Here is a 16076-nt window from a genome sequence, read left to right as displayed (position 1 = left end):
TCGATTACGTAACATTTGCTTCCGTTGTACCCACGCCCTTCACCAGCTCGCAAAAAAAGGCACGAATCTCTTCGAGTGACCTCTCTCGTGTATGAACGTCTTGCAACGAAGTGGCTCGCTCCCCTATCCTCTGTACAAGGGCGCTACCCACCACAGCTGCATCTGTATGGTTTAAAAAACGATCGACATGCTCTCGTTGCGAAATTCCAAATCCGACAGCTGTGGGGACCTTAGAAACTTGCTTAACCATATCAAGGAACTCTTCGACTTCCGCAGAAAAGGAAGAGCGTGCCCCGGTTGTCCCCAATGATGAAACACAATAAATAAATCCTTGAGCTTCACTTGCAATCCGTTGAACGCGCTCCTTCGAAGTCGGTGCCACCAGAGGAATTAAACATAAACCGCTCTCCTCTGCTAAATGCCGCAACTCTCCACTTTCCTCATAGGGTAAGTCTGGAATAATCATTCCATCGATTCCACTGGTTTTCGCCTTCTTTACTAACTCATCCAACCCAAAGCGAAGGAGGGGGTTCACATAGGAAAATAGAATGAGTGGGGCCTTGACTCCCTGTTGACGAGCCTCGTTTGCCAACTGAAGTACACCTGTCAATGTCATTCCTTGATTCAATGCACGACTCGAAGCTGCTTGAATGACAGGACCATCTGCTAGTGGGTCGGAGTAGGGGACTCCGAGTTCAATAGCACAGGCGCCTTCTTGATCAAGCATCCGTATAATCTCTAGACTTGCCTCTGGATTTGGATCCCCGGCCGTTACATAAGGGATTACCTTTCGCCCAGGCCGCTTAAAAGCATCTGCAATCCGATTCATTCAGCATCCCCTCCCAATCTTTCCCGAATCGTCTCTACATCCTTATCCCCTCTACCTGATAAGCAAATCACAACGATCCGATCCTCACGTTGACCCTCTGCCAATTTCATCGCTTCAGCGACCGCGTGCGCGGATTCAAGGGCAGGTAGGATCCCTTCACTTTGTGTCAATGCTTCAACCGCCTTCAAGGCTTCAGCATCCGTAGCGGTTGTATAGCGAACTTGATGCGTATCAAAGAGGTGAGCATGTTCCGGTCCAATTCCTGGGTAATCTAGCCCCGCCGAGATCGAATGGGCAGGGGCAATCTGTCCATGCTCATCTTGAAGAAGGTAGGTATATGAACCGTGAATGACCCCTTTGGATCCCTTGGTTAGTGTGGCAGCATGACGATGGGTCTCAAGCCCTTCTCCCGCTGCTTCCACACCGTGTAAGTTTACGTCTTTATCCTGGAGGAAAGCCGTAAACATGCCAATAGAATTACTGCCACCTCCAATGCATGCCACCACATCATCGGGAAGCCGTCCTTCTCGCTCTTGGACTTGCCTACGTGTCTCATCCCCAATTACTCGTTGAAAATCACGAACGATCGCTGGATAAGGATGGGGGCCAACAACTGAACCGATAAGGTAAAATGTATCCTCAACATGAGTTACCCAATGGCGGATCGCTTCATTGGTCGCATCTTTTAATGTTCGCGTTCCCGAGGTAACAGGAATCACCTTCGCTCCTAATAATTCCATCCGAAACACATTTAATTTCTGTCGCCGTACATCCTCCTCACCCATAAACACCGTACATTCCATACCGAGAAGAGCCGCGACTGTCGCAGAAGCCACACCATGCTGACCTGCCCCTGTCTCTGCAATCAGCTTCTCTTTCCCCATCCGCTTCGCCAATAATCCTTGTCCCAACGTGTTATTGATTTTATGAGCGCCTGTATGATTAAGATCTTCACGCTTTAAATAAATTTTAGCCCCCCCTACCTGTTTCGTTAAATTGGCGGCAAATGTAAGCGGCGTCGGTCTGCCCGAATACTCCGTCAGAAGTTGATGCAGTTCGTTTTGAAATTCCTCATCCCTCATCGCTTCTCGAAACCCTTGCTCCAATTCATCCAACGCGTTCATCAGGGTTTCAGGAACGAAACGTCCACCAAAATCACCAAATTGCTTTGCAGCACTTGATTGGTTCTCCATTCGTTTATTCATTGTCAACATTTCTCACCCTCTCAACAAAGGTTGCCATTTTCTTAGGATCCTTTTTTTCTGCTGTCTCTACGCCACTCGAGGTATCCACTCCAGCGATCGCAAAACGCCGGACAAGTTCAGCCACATTTTCAGGATGCAATCCGCCTGCAATCCAAACGGGAATTCCTTCTTTCTGCCATGGATCAACAAGCGAAGGGATTTTATCCCAGGAGAAAGTTTGACCACTTCCCCCCTTCAACGGACCCGCTCCAGAATCCAGCAACACTGCATCCACGACCGAAGCATAAGCACCCACTTCCCCTGAAGATTCTCCCTGATCATCCACATGCATCACTTTGATGATTGGAATTCCCACTTCTTCTCGTATACGGTGACAACATTCAGGAGACTCATTCCCATGAAGTTGAATACGATCCAATGGAACGTGTTCCACCCACTGTTTCACTTCATCCATGGAAGGATTCGCCATCACACCAACCGCTGCGATTGAATCTGGCACACGGTTAACGATCTCCTTAGCAATTCCCATGGTGACCGTTCGCCTTCGATTGGGTACGAGAATTAGTCCAATCGCATCAATATCGAGGGACTCACACGCCTCGATATCCTTTGGATGACGCATTCCACATAATTTAATTCCTGTTCGCCTTTTCAAAAGACTCCCCCCATTAGCAGATTCCTCACCCCAATTTCTGGAGAAGACTGTTTCATGAGATATTCTCCTACCAGTACACCATCGACACCTGCTGCGGCTAGACGCTGATAATCCGCCTGCGAATGAATACCACTTTCGCCGATTACAGGGATCGTCCCAGGAATAAGCGGGCGTATCCGTTCAGTGACGGCCAAATCTGTCGTAAAGGTCGAAAGGTTACGGTTGTTAATCCCAAGTAGATCGGGCTTTGCCTTCAGCGCACGAGGAAGCTCTGTTTCATCGTGTACCTCAAGTAAAACTTCCATTCCAAGTCGATGAGCTTCTTCTGTCAGGAAGCAGCACGCTTCTTCCGATAAAATCGCAGCAATCAATAAAATGGCATCTGCACCTAAATATCGACTCTCTACGACTTGTAATCGATCAATGATAAAATCTTTCCGTAATACAGGAATCCCCACGACGGGTTTTACTTTACGTAGATTTTCTGGATCGGCTTTAAAAAATGAGCGATCCGTCAAAACCGAGACAGCGGATGCCCCACCCTTTTCATAGGCCATCGCTGTTGCTACCGGATCCACTTTCTCTCGAATGACGCCTTTGGAGGGCGATGCCGGCTTCACCTCAGCAATTAGGGCCGGAGGATTGCCTTTATTCGTCATCGCTGTTGCCAGGGATCGACACGAAGGTAGCTCCTCATTTTTCGGTTCGATTTCCTTACCCGACAGTCGCTTTTCAAGTTCCACAATTTCCTGTCTCTTCACATCGATGATCGTCTCAAGAAACATGGCTAATCTCCTCCTGAAATTGCTCCTGAAACCCTCGCATATCCTTTAGTTTTGCGAGTGCCTCCCCAGAATCAATCGCTTTACCAGCAAGCTGAATCCCTTCTTCCATTCCATTCGCTAGCCCAGCAATGCTAATCACCGCTCCTGCATTCGCCACGATCACATCGCGTTGCGGACCTGCCGAGCCTTGAAAAACCTCCTTAATAATCTGAGCATTCCTCTTTGCATCCCCACCTGCTAAATCCGATAGGTTGGATCGATTAAGGCCCAGCTTCTCCGGGGTAATGCGATAGGTTGTTACCTTCCCATTCTTTAATTCACTCACTTGGGTTTCCCCTGTCACTGAAATTTCATCAATTCCATCCATTCCAGCAACAACCATTGCCTGTTCCGTATTTAATAATTGTAGGACCTTCGCCACGGGTTCAGTTAACGCAGGATCATATACCCCGACTAATTGTCTCTTTACCCCAGCAGGATTTGCCAAAGGACCCAGTAGATTAAAGCAGGTACGGAATCCAAGTTCTTTTCGTATCGGCATCACATGTTTCATTGCGCGGTGGAAAAGCGGCGCAAATAAAAAGCAGATTCCCTTCTGTTTCAGTGCTTCCGCAGCCCCTTCCGCATTTTGTTGAATATCCACACCCAGTGCCTCTAGGACATCCGCACTACCGCTTTTACCAGTGACGGCTCGATTGCCGTGCTTAGCAACTTTAACACCTGCAGCGGCTGCAACGATTGCAGCAGCCGTTGAGATATTAAATGTACGTCCACCGTCTCCCCCCGTACCGCAAGTATCTACTGCTTCCGAATCGATTGGTGGAAGACGGAGTGCCTTCTCTCTCATCACCATGGCTAATCCAGCCAATTCATTCACCGTCTCACCCTTCATACGTAACGCGGTTAATACAGCACCACCCTGTGCAGCGGAAAGTTCACCCTCCATCATCGCCCGCAATAATTGACTCGATTCTTGTTGGCTTAAATCCTTTCCATCGACGAGGGTTGCTAAATATTGCTTAACCATTTCCATCTCCCCTTCCATTGACATGTGATTGAAACAAGCTTTCAGCGACCTGAAGGGCACGAATCATCCCTCGTGCTTTATTCTGGGACTCTTCATACTCCTTCTCGGGAACCGAATCAGCAACCACCCCACCACCTGCTTGGATAAACGCAGTCCCCTCTTTAAAATGTAGGGTTCGTATCGTAATACAACTATCTAGATTGCCAGAAAATCCAAAGTAACCAATCGATCCAGCATAGATCCCTCGCGGTCCCGGTTCCATCTGTCCAATTAGCTCCATCGCTTTCACTTTCGGGGCACCAGAGACAGTACCCGCTGGAAAAGCAGATTTAAAAGCTTCTAACGGAGAAACTTCTTCGTTTAACTCTCCCGTTACATGGGAAACCATGTGCATCACATGGGAGTAACGTTCGATTTTCATCTCCTCAGTTACTTGGACGGTCCCGTAACGGGAAACCCGGCCGAGATCATTCCGGCCGAGGTCAACTAACATCACGTGTTCCGCTTTTTCCTTCTCATCCTCTAAAAGCTCTTCTTCGAGTGCAAGATCCTCGCTCTTTGTCACACCTCGTGGACGTGTTCCTGCAATTGGGCGTGTTTCCACTTTGCCATCCGTCACGCGTACAAGCATCTCCGGTGAGGTTCCCACGATTTCTTCTTCATCGAGAACGAGATGATACATATAAGGAGAAGGATTCAAGGTGCGGAGCACCCGATAAACATCGATGGAGGGAGGTGCATTTTGAAAGATCCATCGTTGAGATGGGACCATCTGAAAGATGTCACCACGCCGAATATGCTCTTTGGCCCTTTTTACCACGGCACAGTACTCTTCCTTGGTCATATTGGAATTCACCCTGGAAAAATCCACATCCATTTGGGCAATATCCAACGGAGGCAGTAATGAAGGGGCAGGTTCTTTCCCACGTAATTCCTCCATCCATGCATCAATTGCAATTTGCGTCTCGTAATAGGCTTCGTCAATTTGCTCAATGGACGCATTCCTAGGCACATGAAGGTTAACAACCACCGTGATATCCTGTTTTAAATGATCGACGATAATCAATCGATCACAGAACATCACATGGATATCATCCGACTGGGTTGAGTCCTTTCCCGCGGGACGCGGTACAGACTCGAAGGTAGAAACTGCTTCAAAACCTACATAACCAACGGCCCCACCTAGAAATGGCGGAAGACCATCGATTCGGGGAGATCGATACGCCTCAAGTAAGTCATTGAGATCGTCCATCGGGTGATCCGAGGGATATTGGCGGATCGCATCACCCTCTGTTATTGTTGTAATGCCTTGGCGAGAGCGTACTGTTAAGAACGGATCCGTACCCATAAAAGACCACCGGCCCCGACGCTCTCCACCTTCAGCACTTTCTAGTAAAAAAGAATATTTTTTCTCACCAAAGCGCTGATACAGGCGAATCGGTGTTTCAGTATCTGCAAAGATTTTTTTACAAATGGGAATCGTATTGTATTGATGGGCAAGTTGCCGCACATCCTCTAATGGGGGAACGAACACGATAACCAACCTCCTAGGTAAAATTTTCACATCTAGGAGACAAAGCATCGGTTCGCAGAGAAAAGGGAGGGTACTACCTTGGGGAAATATAAAAAACCAAGACACAGGTGCCTTGGTTTGGAAGTCCGTCAATTATACCAGCTTCCTCGGCTATCCTCTGCTCAACCTTACTCGTCTCAACTCATATAAGCTCTGCTCTCAGCTGTACGAAACCCTTCGTAAAGGAATTTCGTCGTCAGGGTATTCCCTGAGTAATTAAATATCCAATTCGCTTGGATCGATTCATGGTTTACTCAATGAATGAACTCCCGGTGATTTTCGTCACCCGTTTCATTCCTCAGCTTTACTCATAAACAATCGTAGTAATTAGTACTACTTTATCGAAAATCCTATCTGATGTCAATGATCCAGTGCGGAAAGCATCGGTCGAAATTTCCACCGTGTCTCTTCATATTCCTTCTCCGGATCGGATTCTTCAACAACTCCACATCCCGCGAACAAAGAAGCTTGTTTCCCTCGCAAAAGCCCCGAGCGAATGGCTACACAAAACTCTCCATCGCCCTTTGCATCCATCCACCCAATGGGTGCCGCATACCAGCCCCGATCCAATACTTCCTGTTCACGAATCCATGAGAGGGATTCAGACCATGGCCACCCACCCAAGGCTGGAGTTGGATGCAAACGGTGCACCATCGACAACAGACTGGTCCCTTCACGAGCCCAGCCGGTAACCGGTGTGAAGAGGTGTTGAATATAACGCAACTTATGAAGAATGGGTTCTTCCGGAACGTCAACATCTTCACTCTCTTGACAAAAAGCTTCCCGTATCATTTGCACAACAAAATCATGCTCTTCTCGATTTTTCTGATCCTGTAGTAATTCTTCACCGAGTGCAATATCTTCCGCGATCCCAACCCCTCGGCCAATCGAGCCAGCAATGCAATTCGATAGCAATTTCCTACCTTCGCGCTTCACCAAACGCTCAGGAGACGCCCCTACAAAACAGCCGTCTCCACGTTCAATCGCAAATAGGTAGCTATCCGGTTGGTTGGCATGGAGACTGGCTAACGTACCTTCTGGTGAGAAATTCCTCTCCCCAGTCAAGCGCAGTTCTCGTGCCAAAACCACCTTTTTTAAGGTTCCTTTTTGAATCTCGCGAGTAGCCAGAACAATACTTTGTTTCCAAGCGTCTGGCGCCACCTCTTCTGTGACAAAGGGAGTCCCTTTTGAAAAGGAATTTCTCTCAACCGCTTCTTCGAGTAATTGCCTCTCGTAATTCAATTGTTCTTTTAATTGCGTAAGGTCTTCATCAGGTTCCAACACGATATTCACCGTTAGCCAATGACCGCTTTCATTGATCGTTAACAACCAACGTGGCACGATCAGAGAGGCTTCTTGGTAGCCTTTCCATAGATCCGTTCGTTTCTTATTCGGGTCAAAGGAAAATCCACCAATGATCACCGGGCCTGTCCCCGGGCCATGTCCTTCTGTCATGATTGCATGGGCCACCCATTCCTGCCACTTTCGCTCCACTGCAGCAAAACGGTGTTCTTTTGCTGACCCCTTTTCATCAAAAACCAGCGTTTCCCCTACACCGACCAACACCATCCCCTGGGAAGCATCAGACCAAAAAGAACGCTTTCCCTGAAAAAGGGTGCCTGCCTTTGCAAAAAAAGAAAGCGGGTCCCATGAATCGATCCGCTGAGTATGGCTAACCAAAATGGATTGTCCCATGTGCTTTGCTTGATAAGCTCCTTGAGTGAGTTGCTCCCAATTTGCTAGTTGTTTTACCACCGTCATATTGGATACCCCCGCTCCATACCAAAGCGGGCCGAATTCCTTCGCCCCGCCATCGCACTCTTACCTGCATATAAACGTGTTTCTAATCTCCAATTAGTATACAAGAAATTCACCTTTATTTCTACCAAGGCCCACTTCCCAGTAGCTAGGGTGTTGTTAAATCCGGACGTAGATTGCGAGCCTCCCGTAAGTACACATGGCGAATCTCCTTTTGACCCCGATCAGTATTGGCATGGAGTAACAACCGAATACAAAGGGGCAAACTACCAGGCACGTCGATTTCCGTTGCACACATCAGTGGAACCGCCTCCCAATCAGGCATCCTCCTTATCGCCATCGCTGGAAACGTGGCCGTTAAGTCTGATGTTGCCGTAATAAATACACTGGCGATATCTTCGGGTAAGACCTTATTATGTTCAACAATTTCTTCGAGTAGCTGACGGGTAGCTGTTAAAATCGCCTCTTCTTCATTCACCTCGACAGTCGTCGCTCCACGAATCCCTCGAACTTTCATTCGACTCCCCCTCTTAATTCCTGTAGAACTTCACTCACTACTTCTTCTTGCACGTCGTGTTGAATAACGACTTCGCCAATCCCTTTTGGTAAAACAAACGTCAGGGATCCCCCCAGTGCCTTCTTATCACGACGCATCAATTCAACTAATTGCTTATTGGACCATGGGCCTGAAAAAGAGGTAGGCAAGGAAAATGCGGCTAGAATTTCTTTCGTATAGTGGTGTACATTTCGCGCTGTTCGCAGTTTTTCACCCAATAGAGAAGCTCCCACCATCCCAATCGAAACCGCTTCCCCATGCGCATAAGTATAGTCGGAAATCGCTTCAAGAGCATGACCCATCGTATGACCATAGTTTAAGATAGCACGTAGCCCATGTTCTCGTTCATCCAACGCCACCACATCAGCCTTTACCTGGCACCCGCGTGCTATCGCTTCCGCAATATATTCGGAATGTAAATCATTTAACTGAACATGATGGTCCAGTAACCATTTCGCAAAGGAATCATCGTAAATTAAGGCATGTTTTACAACTTCAGCAAACCCAGAAACCACTTCCCTACGTGGCAAGGTAATCAGCGTATCTGTATCAAAAACCACCAGGGAGGGTTGATGAAAAGCGCCTAACATATTTTTCCCTAAGGAATGATTAATTCCCACCTTCCCCCCTACACTGCTATCGTGAGCAAGTAAGGTCGTAGGAAGTTGGATAAAAGGAATCCCTCGCATATAGGAGGCCGCTAAAAAGCCAGCAAGATCACCAGTCACTCCCCCACCAAGAGCCAGGATTGCTCCATTTCGATCCAACCCTGCTCGAATGCATTCCTCGGTCAATTTCTCTAGAGTCGATGATGACTTCGAATGTTCCCCTGCTGGAAATGTCACAAGGCTCACCTGATATCCAGCTTCATCAAGGGGTTGAACGACTTTTTCACCATACAACGGAGCCACATGAGAATCTGCGATAACCATCAAGGGACGGTGTTCATCCCAACCCAAGTCATGAATAAAATTAGGCAATTGACTATACAAACCACTGCCAATATGGATTGGGTAACCTCCTTGTGGCAATTGTACGTAGATTGTTCTCATCTTAGAAATCCTTCACTTCGCGGTGACGTCCTTCGATTTCACGAAGCAAATCCGCTGCTTTATCCGAAGTAAATGTCTCTAAAAGAGCGTGCGCGATTTCCCAGGCCACCACATTTTCTGCGACCACGCTCGCCGCCGGTACTGCACAATTATCCGAACGCTCAATACTTGCCGCAAAAGGTTCTTTCGAATCAATGTCCACACTTTGTAGTGGCTTATATAGCGTAGGGATCGGCTTCATCACCCCGCGAACCACAATTGGCTCACCATTGGTCATACCACCTTCAAACCCACCCAGGCGGTTTGTTTTCCGGTAATACCCTCGTTCCTCTGACCACAATATTTCATCATGGACGGCTGAGCCTTTTCGTTCACCAGCTTCAAAGCCAATCCCCACTTCTGCTCCTTTAAAGGCATTGATACTCACAATGGCTTGGGTAATACGCGCATCTAATTTTCGATCATAATGCACAAAACTACCAAGCCCTACAGGAACATTTTCGACAATGACTTCGACGATCCCACCTAGACTATCTCCTTCCTCCTTTGCCTCGTCAATCTCACGTATCATCGCTTTTTCTGCTGCGGAATCTAAGCAACGCACTGGTGATTTTTCAGAGGTTGCACGAATTTCCTCCATGGTCCACTGTGAGGGATCGATCCGTTCCGTCCCGACTGAACCGATTCGTACGACATGACCCGCGATGGTGATCCCACAAAACTCTAACAACTGCTTCGCTACCGCCCCGACTGCTACGCGAGCAGCAGTTTCCCGTGCGCTCGATCGCTCAAGAACATCACGCATATCCCGATGGCCATACTTTATTGCCCCATTTAAATCAGCATGTCCCGGACGCGGGCGGGAAACACGGCGTTTGTCCGCTTTCTCCTGTTCCGGTTCTGGACTCATAATCTCAGTCCACTTGGCCCAGTCCTTATTTTCAATCGCCAGAGCTACAGGAGCCCCTGTCGTTTTCCCAAATCGAATCCCCGAGAGAATTTGGATTTCATCCGATTCAATTTGCATGCGTCGCCCTCGACCATGTCCTTTCTGGCGACGTAATAGTTCTTCATCTACTTTTTCCTTCGAAAAAGGCATCCCACTCGGCAAGCCTTCAATAATCATGGTTAGTTGGGGACCATGGGATTCCCCTGCTGTAAGGTAGCGCATCTTGTTATCGTCCTCCGTCTACGCCCGATTCGGGGCCTTTGTTCTTATGTTTCCGCATATCATACCATAGGACCTTAAGTGGAGGAAGTCCCTAGGATAGCAAAAGGTTTGTTTTGCAAACTTGTTTACCTTTATTGGAACAACCATTTAATTTTTCCATGGAAGAGGGTGTAAAATCTATCCTTTATCTCCTTCAAGTGGGGGACATAGGACATCACGCGTATCCATAAACTGAAGGGAATCACCATGGAGGTGAACGAAAACATGCCCCATAAAACGGATATTCCAGAGCACATTCTTCAGGATTTAAGAACATATTCACAAAATAGGAACCTGCTCAACCAATTAGTATACCTCTCTCGGTTGTACTTTGGCTTCTTTGTAAAACATACCCCACGCGCCTATGAATACGTCTGGTTGATCGAACAACTCCCCAATATTCAAGGAAAAAAGGTGCTCGATATCGGTACTGGAATTTCGCCCCTTCCTATTTATTTGGCCCAACAAGGCGCTGAGGTATATACCATTGATTTTTCCCATAATCAACACCATTTTGGAGAGGATCGCTCCAACTGGTATGAATGGGGATCCCTTGATTATTCAAGCGTTCATCCCAATATCCTATCCATGCATCAAAACATCCACCAAGTGGAGTTTCCTGAGCACCATTTTGATTGTATATACTCCATTAGCGTCATCGAACATATGTCAGCAATGAACCGAAAAAATCTTTGGCCAAAAATCGATCGCTGGTTAAAAAGAGAAGGCGATCTTTTATTATCCCTCGATCTCATCCAAGACACCGAAGATTTATATCCTTATTTTCTTGATAAATTCATCGAAGACCCTGAAGTTCATGGCGATTTATCAACCCTCCGTAAGGAATTAACTGAACGATTTACGATTCGTCATGTTCAATCCATCACCGATATCCCTCACCTCGATCAGCCCATTGATATCGTCACCCTATCCTGTACCACAATGAATCCATCATAGTAACGGTAAGTGAAATAATAGCTTTTTGTCTGCAAGATGGAATGCAACGTCTATTTTATGTTCGTCAACCCGATTAGCAAACTAAGACAATGGGGTGTCCGTATGAAAGAACCAACCATTTCGCTCATGGTAAGACCTACGCATACGATGGATTCTTCTTCATGGAGCCATCATTCGTTATTGCTTCAATATCGTAACCTATTAACAACCATCCATGCCTTTAGTCAAAATCATCAACCGATCCATCTATGTATTCCCATCCCTCATCTCATCCGATTTGCAGAGCCTGCTTTTCAGAGGGACTGTTTAACTTTTATCGAGAACAAGGCTGCTGTGGATTCACGCTTCTCTGAGCTCGATGATCAATTAAAACAAATGAAAGGTCAATTTCATACCGCACTTCACCATTTTCAACGGACTGGGGAAGTTGAGATCCTTCCCTCACTTGCGGTTCCTTCCTTCCTTCCGTTTATTCAACACAAAACCATCATTCAAGCCAACATTGAGCTGGCGATCGAGGTCTACCAACGGACATTTGGCATTCGCCCTAAAGGATTCATGTTAGAGGGTTCTGGCTATCATCCAGTGGTTAATTCGATCCTCAACGAATGGGGGATCCGCTATTTCATTGTGGATTCACAAACCCTGCTTCAAGCAACCCCTTCCCCCCCTCATAACATCTATGCTCCCATACAAACTTCCCATCAATTAGCTGTCTTCGCCATCGATGAACCTGCTTCTCAACAAATGAAGAACCTGCTCGAGCGTCCCCACGATGAACATGTCCAACTCAATTTCAATGCTCCAACGACACTGGATACACCTCTGCACCTCATACAACTTGCCATCGATGCGAATCCAAGCCATACACAAACACTATCCCAGTTAACAACAACCCTGTCTCCCTATCCAATGACCACCTTATCCAACGTCCTTGATACCACCCCTTCGATGGATCAGGTTACCCTTCCCCCATGTTCTCAGGAAGCTTGGTTAAACAAACATAACGATTGGATCTATCCCCAATTATTCTCTGCAGAATCAAAACTTCTACAATTAATTCAGGATAACCCCACTCCTAGACCCCCCATTGCAGAATCCCTAAAAGAGGCGATCGGTGAACTCCTTTTAAGTCAATGTAGCGAATGGGCTCTCGCCATGAATCATGAAGATACACGCGAGCAAGGACACCGTCATTATCAATATCACTACCAACGATTCCTTCAGTGGTATGACTCCATGCAACCACACACCTCGATCGAAATGCCTACTTCCGATGTTACGCAATCGGGCCTCTTTCAATGGATCAACCTAGAAGCAATTTCCTCTCAAAATCAAAACGGGACCAATATGTCTTTAAAAAAATCAAAACATTGTGTGTTGATGTTGAGTTGGGAATACCCTCCGCGCGGAGTTGGAGGATTATCCGTTGCTGTCCATGAATTGGCTCGCCATCTTGTCTTACACGATATTGAGGTTCACGTCATTACCAGCATGGCGGAATACGCCCCCAAATATGAACAAATGAAGGGTGTACATGTCCACCGCGTCGATACCTACTTCTATAGCAATGAAGGAGACTTCTTCAACTGGATCTTCCATTTGAATTTAGAAATGGTTGATGAAATGGAACGACTCTACCAAGAGGGCCTGCGACCGGATATCGTCCATGTTCATGACTGGCTGGTCTATTTTGCAACAGATAATATTAAGAAAACCTATCAACTCCCGATCATCGTCAGCTTTCATGGCCTCCAACAACCCCGAAATCAAATTTCTAAGCTTCCAGGCTACGAAGAAATTCACAACTATGAAGAAAAACTCTCTCAAATTGCCGATCACGTGATTACCTGTAGCCAATCCATGAAAGTCGACCTTCAACAAATCCTAGCTATCCCCCCATCAAAAATCAGTGTCGTACTAAATGGCATCGATCTCACACCTGCTCGCCAAATTACCCCCGATTTAGCTTCCCTCCGTCAACAGTATGCTCCCGGTGATGACCAAATCGTACTCTTTGTCGGCCGCCTTGTTGCGGAAAAGGGGGTTCAATTATTATTGTCAGCGGCCCCTGCTATCTTAGAACAGTATCCACGCGTTCGATTTCTCATCGCAGGAACAGGCTATCTAGAGCAGGCACTCAAGGAACAAGCGAAGGAGTTAGGCATTACCGAACAAGTCAGTTTCTTGGGCTTTATTCCCGATCAACTTCGCGATGAATTATATTGCTTAGCCGATATATGCGTATTTCCCAGCCTCTTTGAGCCATTTGGTATTGTTGCCCTTGAAGCCATGTCCTTTAAAACACCCATTATCGTCTCCCGTATCGGTGGATTAGCCGAAATCATCACCCATCATGAAAACGGTCTGATTATGGAAAATAATGATGTGGAATCCTTGGTTACCCAACTCCAGTGGATGATTCAATACCCGGATCGTGCCAAATGTTTAGCAGAGCAGGCGTATAAAGACCTAGCTGTTCACTATGATTGGTCACATCTGGCCTCCCAATCCCTCACCATCTATCAAAAACGATTAGAAAATGAAAAATAAGGAGGGATCATTGATGTATGGGACCTATATCGGGGGAAATCGCCTCCTCATACAGACTAAGCATGCAGGTACCCTGATTGCACCAGCGGATGAACAAAGCATCATTCCTCAGTTGATGGTAGAAGGACAGATCGATCCTTCACTGACCTCCTTCTTAGTCAATCACTTGACAAGAGGTCAAATTGTTGTCGATATAGGGGCCACGATTGGTTATTTCTCCCTCCTCATGGCAAGTCTTGTTGGCGGGAAGGGAAAATGCCTCAGCTATGAAGCCGACCCCTACTGTTATCGGTATCTCACTGATAATATTTTTATTAATCACTATCAAGATCGGGTAACATCCCACTCCCTTGCTCCTTTTTCTGACGATGCTCCCATCACCCTTCATACTCATAACCAATGGATTAACGAACACGCATTTAAAAATCCCTCTCATCGTTATCCACCTCACTTCGCCGATACCGTTGAAGCGAATGAAGAAATTCATGGAGTATCCCTCGATGAACACCTCTATCATTTACCATACATTGACCTCATCAAAATTGATGTGAAGGGGGACGAATTACAAACTCTGATGGGTCTCACCCAATTGGTGAAAGACAAAATTGGCACGCTACTTTTCTCATTTAATCGCGAGGATTTACACAATGACCTCCCTCATTTCAAAGAAATCCTTCTGCTATATCAAAACTATTATGGAAAGTCACTCTTTAAAATCGATCCCCTTGGAGAGCCCATTCCAGTGGACATTCAGCATGTCATTGAGCACTCACCCAATTGTACAATGATTGTCGCCTCCTGATCTTCCGTGCATACTCTGTTTACACAGGGTCTACCCGGAGTGTTGTTGGAGGGATAATCGATGAAAAAAGCCGTCATTATGGCAGGGGGACAAGGCACACGTCTCCGTCCATTAACCAATCATCTACCCAAGCCGATGGTTCCGATCCTTAGTCGACCTTGCTTAGAATATATCATCCATTATTTAATGTCCTACGGAATTACCGATATCGCAATGACGGTGAATTACAAAAGCGACCAAATTAAAGATTACTTTGGCAATGGTGAATCGCTTGGTGTAACCATTACCTATTTTGATGAAGCAACACCGCTGGGTACTGCGGGTGGGGTGAAAAACTGTGAATATTTTTTGGATGAACCCTTTCTTGTCATTAGTTGTGATAATATCGCTACCATTGATATAAACAAAGCCATTCAGTTCCATCAGCAAAAAAAGGGGATCGCTACACTCATCCTGACACAAGCTGAGGACCCTTCCTTGTTTGGTGTTGTAAAAACAAACGATCAAGGAAAAATTATTCAATTCATCGAAAAACCGAAGGATCCACCCCTTCATTTAAACGCAATTAATACAGGAATCTATATTTTAGAACCCACTATTTTAGAAACAATCCCTCCTCGGCAAAAAATTGACTTTGGCAAAGATGTATTTCCCAACCTATTGCAAAAGGGAATCCCCCTCTATGGTTATTCATCCGAAAGCTATTGGAGAGACATCGGTTCCCTAAAGAGCTACTGTCAAACACAGTTTGATATGCTTTGCCAACACCATCAATTTCCCACTATTAATAAACTCTTCTCTACCGATCACATTATGATTGATCCCAGCACAGAAATTCATCCAACTGTAGAAATTGAACCGCCTACCTATATTGGTGCACACTGTAAAATCGGCCCCCATGTTCGTATCCGTCCCCACACCATTCTGGGTGACCATGTGACCATCTCTCAAGACAGCATCCTATCCAATACGATTGTATGGAGTCATGTGAATGTCGGGAACAACGTCCATCTTGACCAATGTATTGTCTGCCACTACACATGGATTGACGATCATACCCACATCGATCGATCAATTATTACGAATCAATGTAAGCACTCACCCTTCACTTAAA

General features: G+C 46.4%; 14 protein-coding genes. 4 read left to right on the top strand and 10 right to left on the bottom strand.

What is annotated here, in order from left to right:
• Positions 1-4: 4 nt before the first annotated feature.
• From trpA to aroC, 10 genes are all read right to left on the bottom strand, one after another.
• On the bottom strand, positions 5-829 hold the full coding sequence (gene trpA / locus CHX35_RS14515; protein WP_091838649.1) for a tryptophan synthase subunit alpha: 825 nt from the start codon (positions 827-829) through the stop codon (positions 5-7).
• Positions 826-2043: a tryptophan synthase subunit beta gene (trpB, locus tag CHX35_RS14510; protein WP_091838647.1), complete on the bottom strand. Its 1218-nt coding sequence runs from the start codon at positions 2041-2043 to the stop codon at positions 826-828. Before trpB ends, trpA begins: the two co-directional genes overlap by 4 nt.
• Positions 2027-2689: a phosphoribosylanthranilate isomerase gene (locus tag CHX35_RS14505; RefSeq protein WP_091838644.1), complete on the bottom strand. Its 663-nt coding sequence runs from the start codon at positions 2687-2689 to the stop codon at positions 2027-2029. The genes trpB and CHX35_RS14505 overlap by 17 nt, the downstream gene beginning before the upstream one ends.
• Positions 2686-3474 carry an indole-3-glycerol phosphate synthase TrpC gene (gene trpC / locus CHX35_RS14500; RefSeq protein WP_091838642.1) on the bottom strand — a complete coding sequence of 263 codons (789 nt, stop codon included), beginning with the start codon at positions 3472-3474 and terminating at the stop codon, positions 2686-2688. Before trpC ends, CHX35_RS14505 begins: the two co-directional genes overlap by 4 nt.
• Positions 3464-4501: an anthranilate phosphoribosyltransferase gene (gene trpD / locus CHX35_RS14495; protein ID WP_091838640.1), complete on the bottom strand. Its 1038-nt coding sequence runs from the start codon at positions 4499-4501 to the stop codon at positions 3464-3466. The genes trpC and trpD overlap by 11 nt, the downstream gene beginning before the upstream one ends.
• Complete coding sequence (gene trpE, locus CHX35_RS14490) at positions 4494-6035, bottom strand: anthranilate synthase component I (protein ID WP_091838637.1); 1542 nt, start codon at positions 6033-6035, stop codon at positions 4494-4496. Before trpE ends, trpD begins: the two co-directional genes overlap by 8 nt.
• A 399-nt stretch (positions 6036-6434) precedes the next feature.
• On the bottom strand, positions 6435-7835 hold the full coding sequence (locus CHX35_RS14485) for an isochorismate synthase (protein ID WP_091838634.1): 1401 nt from the start codon (positions 7833-7835) through the stop codon (positions 6435-6437).
• 145 nt (positions 7836-7980) lie between these two features.
• On the bottom strand, positions 7981-8349 hold the full coding sequence (gene aroH, locus CHX35_RS14480; RefSeq protein WP_091838632.1) for a chorismate mutase: 369 nt from the start codon (positions 8347-8349) through the stop codon (positions 7981-7983).
• On the bottom strand, positions 8346-9440 hold the full coding sequence (gene aroB, locus CHX35_RS14475) for a 3-dehydroquinate synthase (RefSeq protein WP_091838629.1): 1095 nt from the start codon (positions 9438-9440) through the stop codon (positions 8346-8348). The genes aroH and aroB overlap by 4 nt, the downstream gene beginning before the upstream one ends.
• Before the next feature lies 1 nt (position 9441).
• Positions 9442-10611, bottom strand: coding sequence for a chorismate synthase (gene aroC, locus CHX35_RS14470; protein ID WP_091838626.1), 1170 nt, complete (start codon positions 10609-10611; stop codon positions 9442-9444).
• A 264-nt stretch (positions 10612-10875) separates the two neighbouring features.
• Between aroC and CHX35_RS14465 the strand changes: the two genes are divergently transcribed.
• The 4 genes from CHX35_RS14465 to CHX35_RS14450 all read left to right on the top strand — a co-directional run bounded on the left by CHX35_RS14465 (position 10876) and on the right by CHX35_RS14450 (position 16075).
• Entirely contained in the window at positions 10876-11607 is a 732-nt protein-coding gene (locus CHX35_RS14465) for an SAM-dependent methyltransferase (RefSeq protein ID WP_176392103.1), read from the top strand.
• A 102-nt stretch (positions 11608-11709) separates the two neighbouring features.
• Complete coding sequence (locus tag CHX35_RS14460) at positions 11710-14160, top strand: 1,4-alpha-glucan branching protein domain-containing protein (RefSeq protein ID WP_176392102.1); 2451 nt, start codon at positions 11710-11712, stop codon at positions 14158-14160.
• A gap of 13 nt (positions 14161-14173) precedes the next feature.
• A complete protein-coding gene (locus tag CHX35_RS14455) occupies positions 14174-14962 on the top strand; it encodes an FkbM family methyltransferase (RefSeq protein WP_176392101.1) in 789 nt (262 codons plus the stop codon).
• Positions 14963-15022: 60 nt separating this feature from the next.
• A complete protein-coding gene (locus CHX35_RS14450) occupies positions 15023-16075 on the top strand; it encodes a nucleotidyltransferase family protein (protein WP_091838614.1) in 1053 nt (350 codons plus the stop codon).
• The last annotated feature ends 1 nt before the right edge of the window (position 16076 follow it).

It is taken from the genome of Marininema halotolerans, assembly GCF_900116235.1.
In the GTDB taxonomy this organism is placed as follows: Bacteria; Bacillota; Bacilli; order Thermoactinomycetales; family DSM-45169; genus Marininema; species Marininema halotolerans.
The sequence above is the reverse complement of the archived record's forward strand: the minus strand, read 5'-3'. Positions and strand labels throughout refer to the sequence as shown.

What these genes read in the sequence shown, in the direction of transcription:
- trpA (WP_091838649.1), bottom strand. Translation starts at nt 829, where the DNA reads ATGAATCGGATTGCAGATGCTTTTAAGCGGCCTGGGCGAAAGGTAATC.
- trpB (WP_091838647.1), bottom strand. Translation starts at nt 2,043, where the DNA reads ATGTTGACAATGAATAAACGAATGGAGAACCAATCAAGTGCTGCAAAG.
- trpC (WP_091838642.1), bottom strand. Translation starts at nt 3,474, where the DNA reads ATGTTTCTTGAGACGATCATCGATGTGAAGAGACAGGAAATTGTGGAA.
- trpD (WP_091838640.1), bottom strand. Translation starts at nt 4,501, where the DNA reads ATGGTTAAGCAATATTTAGCAACCCTCGTCGATGGAAAGGATTTAAGC.
- CHX35_RS14485 (WP_091838634.1), bottom strand. Translation starts at nt 7,835, where the DNA reads ATGACGGTGGTAAAACAACTAGCAAATTGGGAGCAACTCACTCAAGGA.
- aroH (WP_091838632.1), bottom strand. Translation starts at nt 8,349, where the DNA reads ATGAAAGTTCGAGGGATTCGTGGAGCGACGACTGTCGAGGTGAATGAA.
- aroB (WP_091838629.1), bottom strand. Translation starts at nt 9,440, where the DNA reads ATGAGAACAATCTACGTACAATTGCCACAAGGAGGTTACCCAATCCAT.
- aroC (WP_091838626.1), bottom strand. Translation starts at nt 10,611, where the DNA reads ATGCGCTACCTTACAGCAGGGGAATCCCATGGTCCCCAACTAACCATG.
- CHX35_RS14465 (WP_176392103.1), top strand. Translation starts at nt 10,876, where the DNA reads ATGCCCCATAAAACGGATATTCCAGAGCACATTCTTCAGGATTTAAGA.
- CHX35_RS14460 (WP_176392102.1), top strand. Translation starts at nt 11,710, where the DNA reads ATGAAAGAACCAACCATTTCGCTCATGGTAAGACCTACGCATACGATG.
- CHX35_RS14455 (WP_176392101.1), top strand. Translation starts at nt 14,174, where the DNA reads ATGTATGGGACCTATATCGGGGGAAATCGCCTCCTCATACAGACTAAG.
- CHX35_RS14450 (WP_091838614.1), top strand. Translation starts at nt 15,023, where the DNA reads ATGAAAAAAGCCGTCATTATGGCAGGGGGACAAGGCACACGTCTCCGT.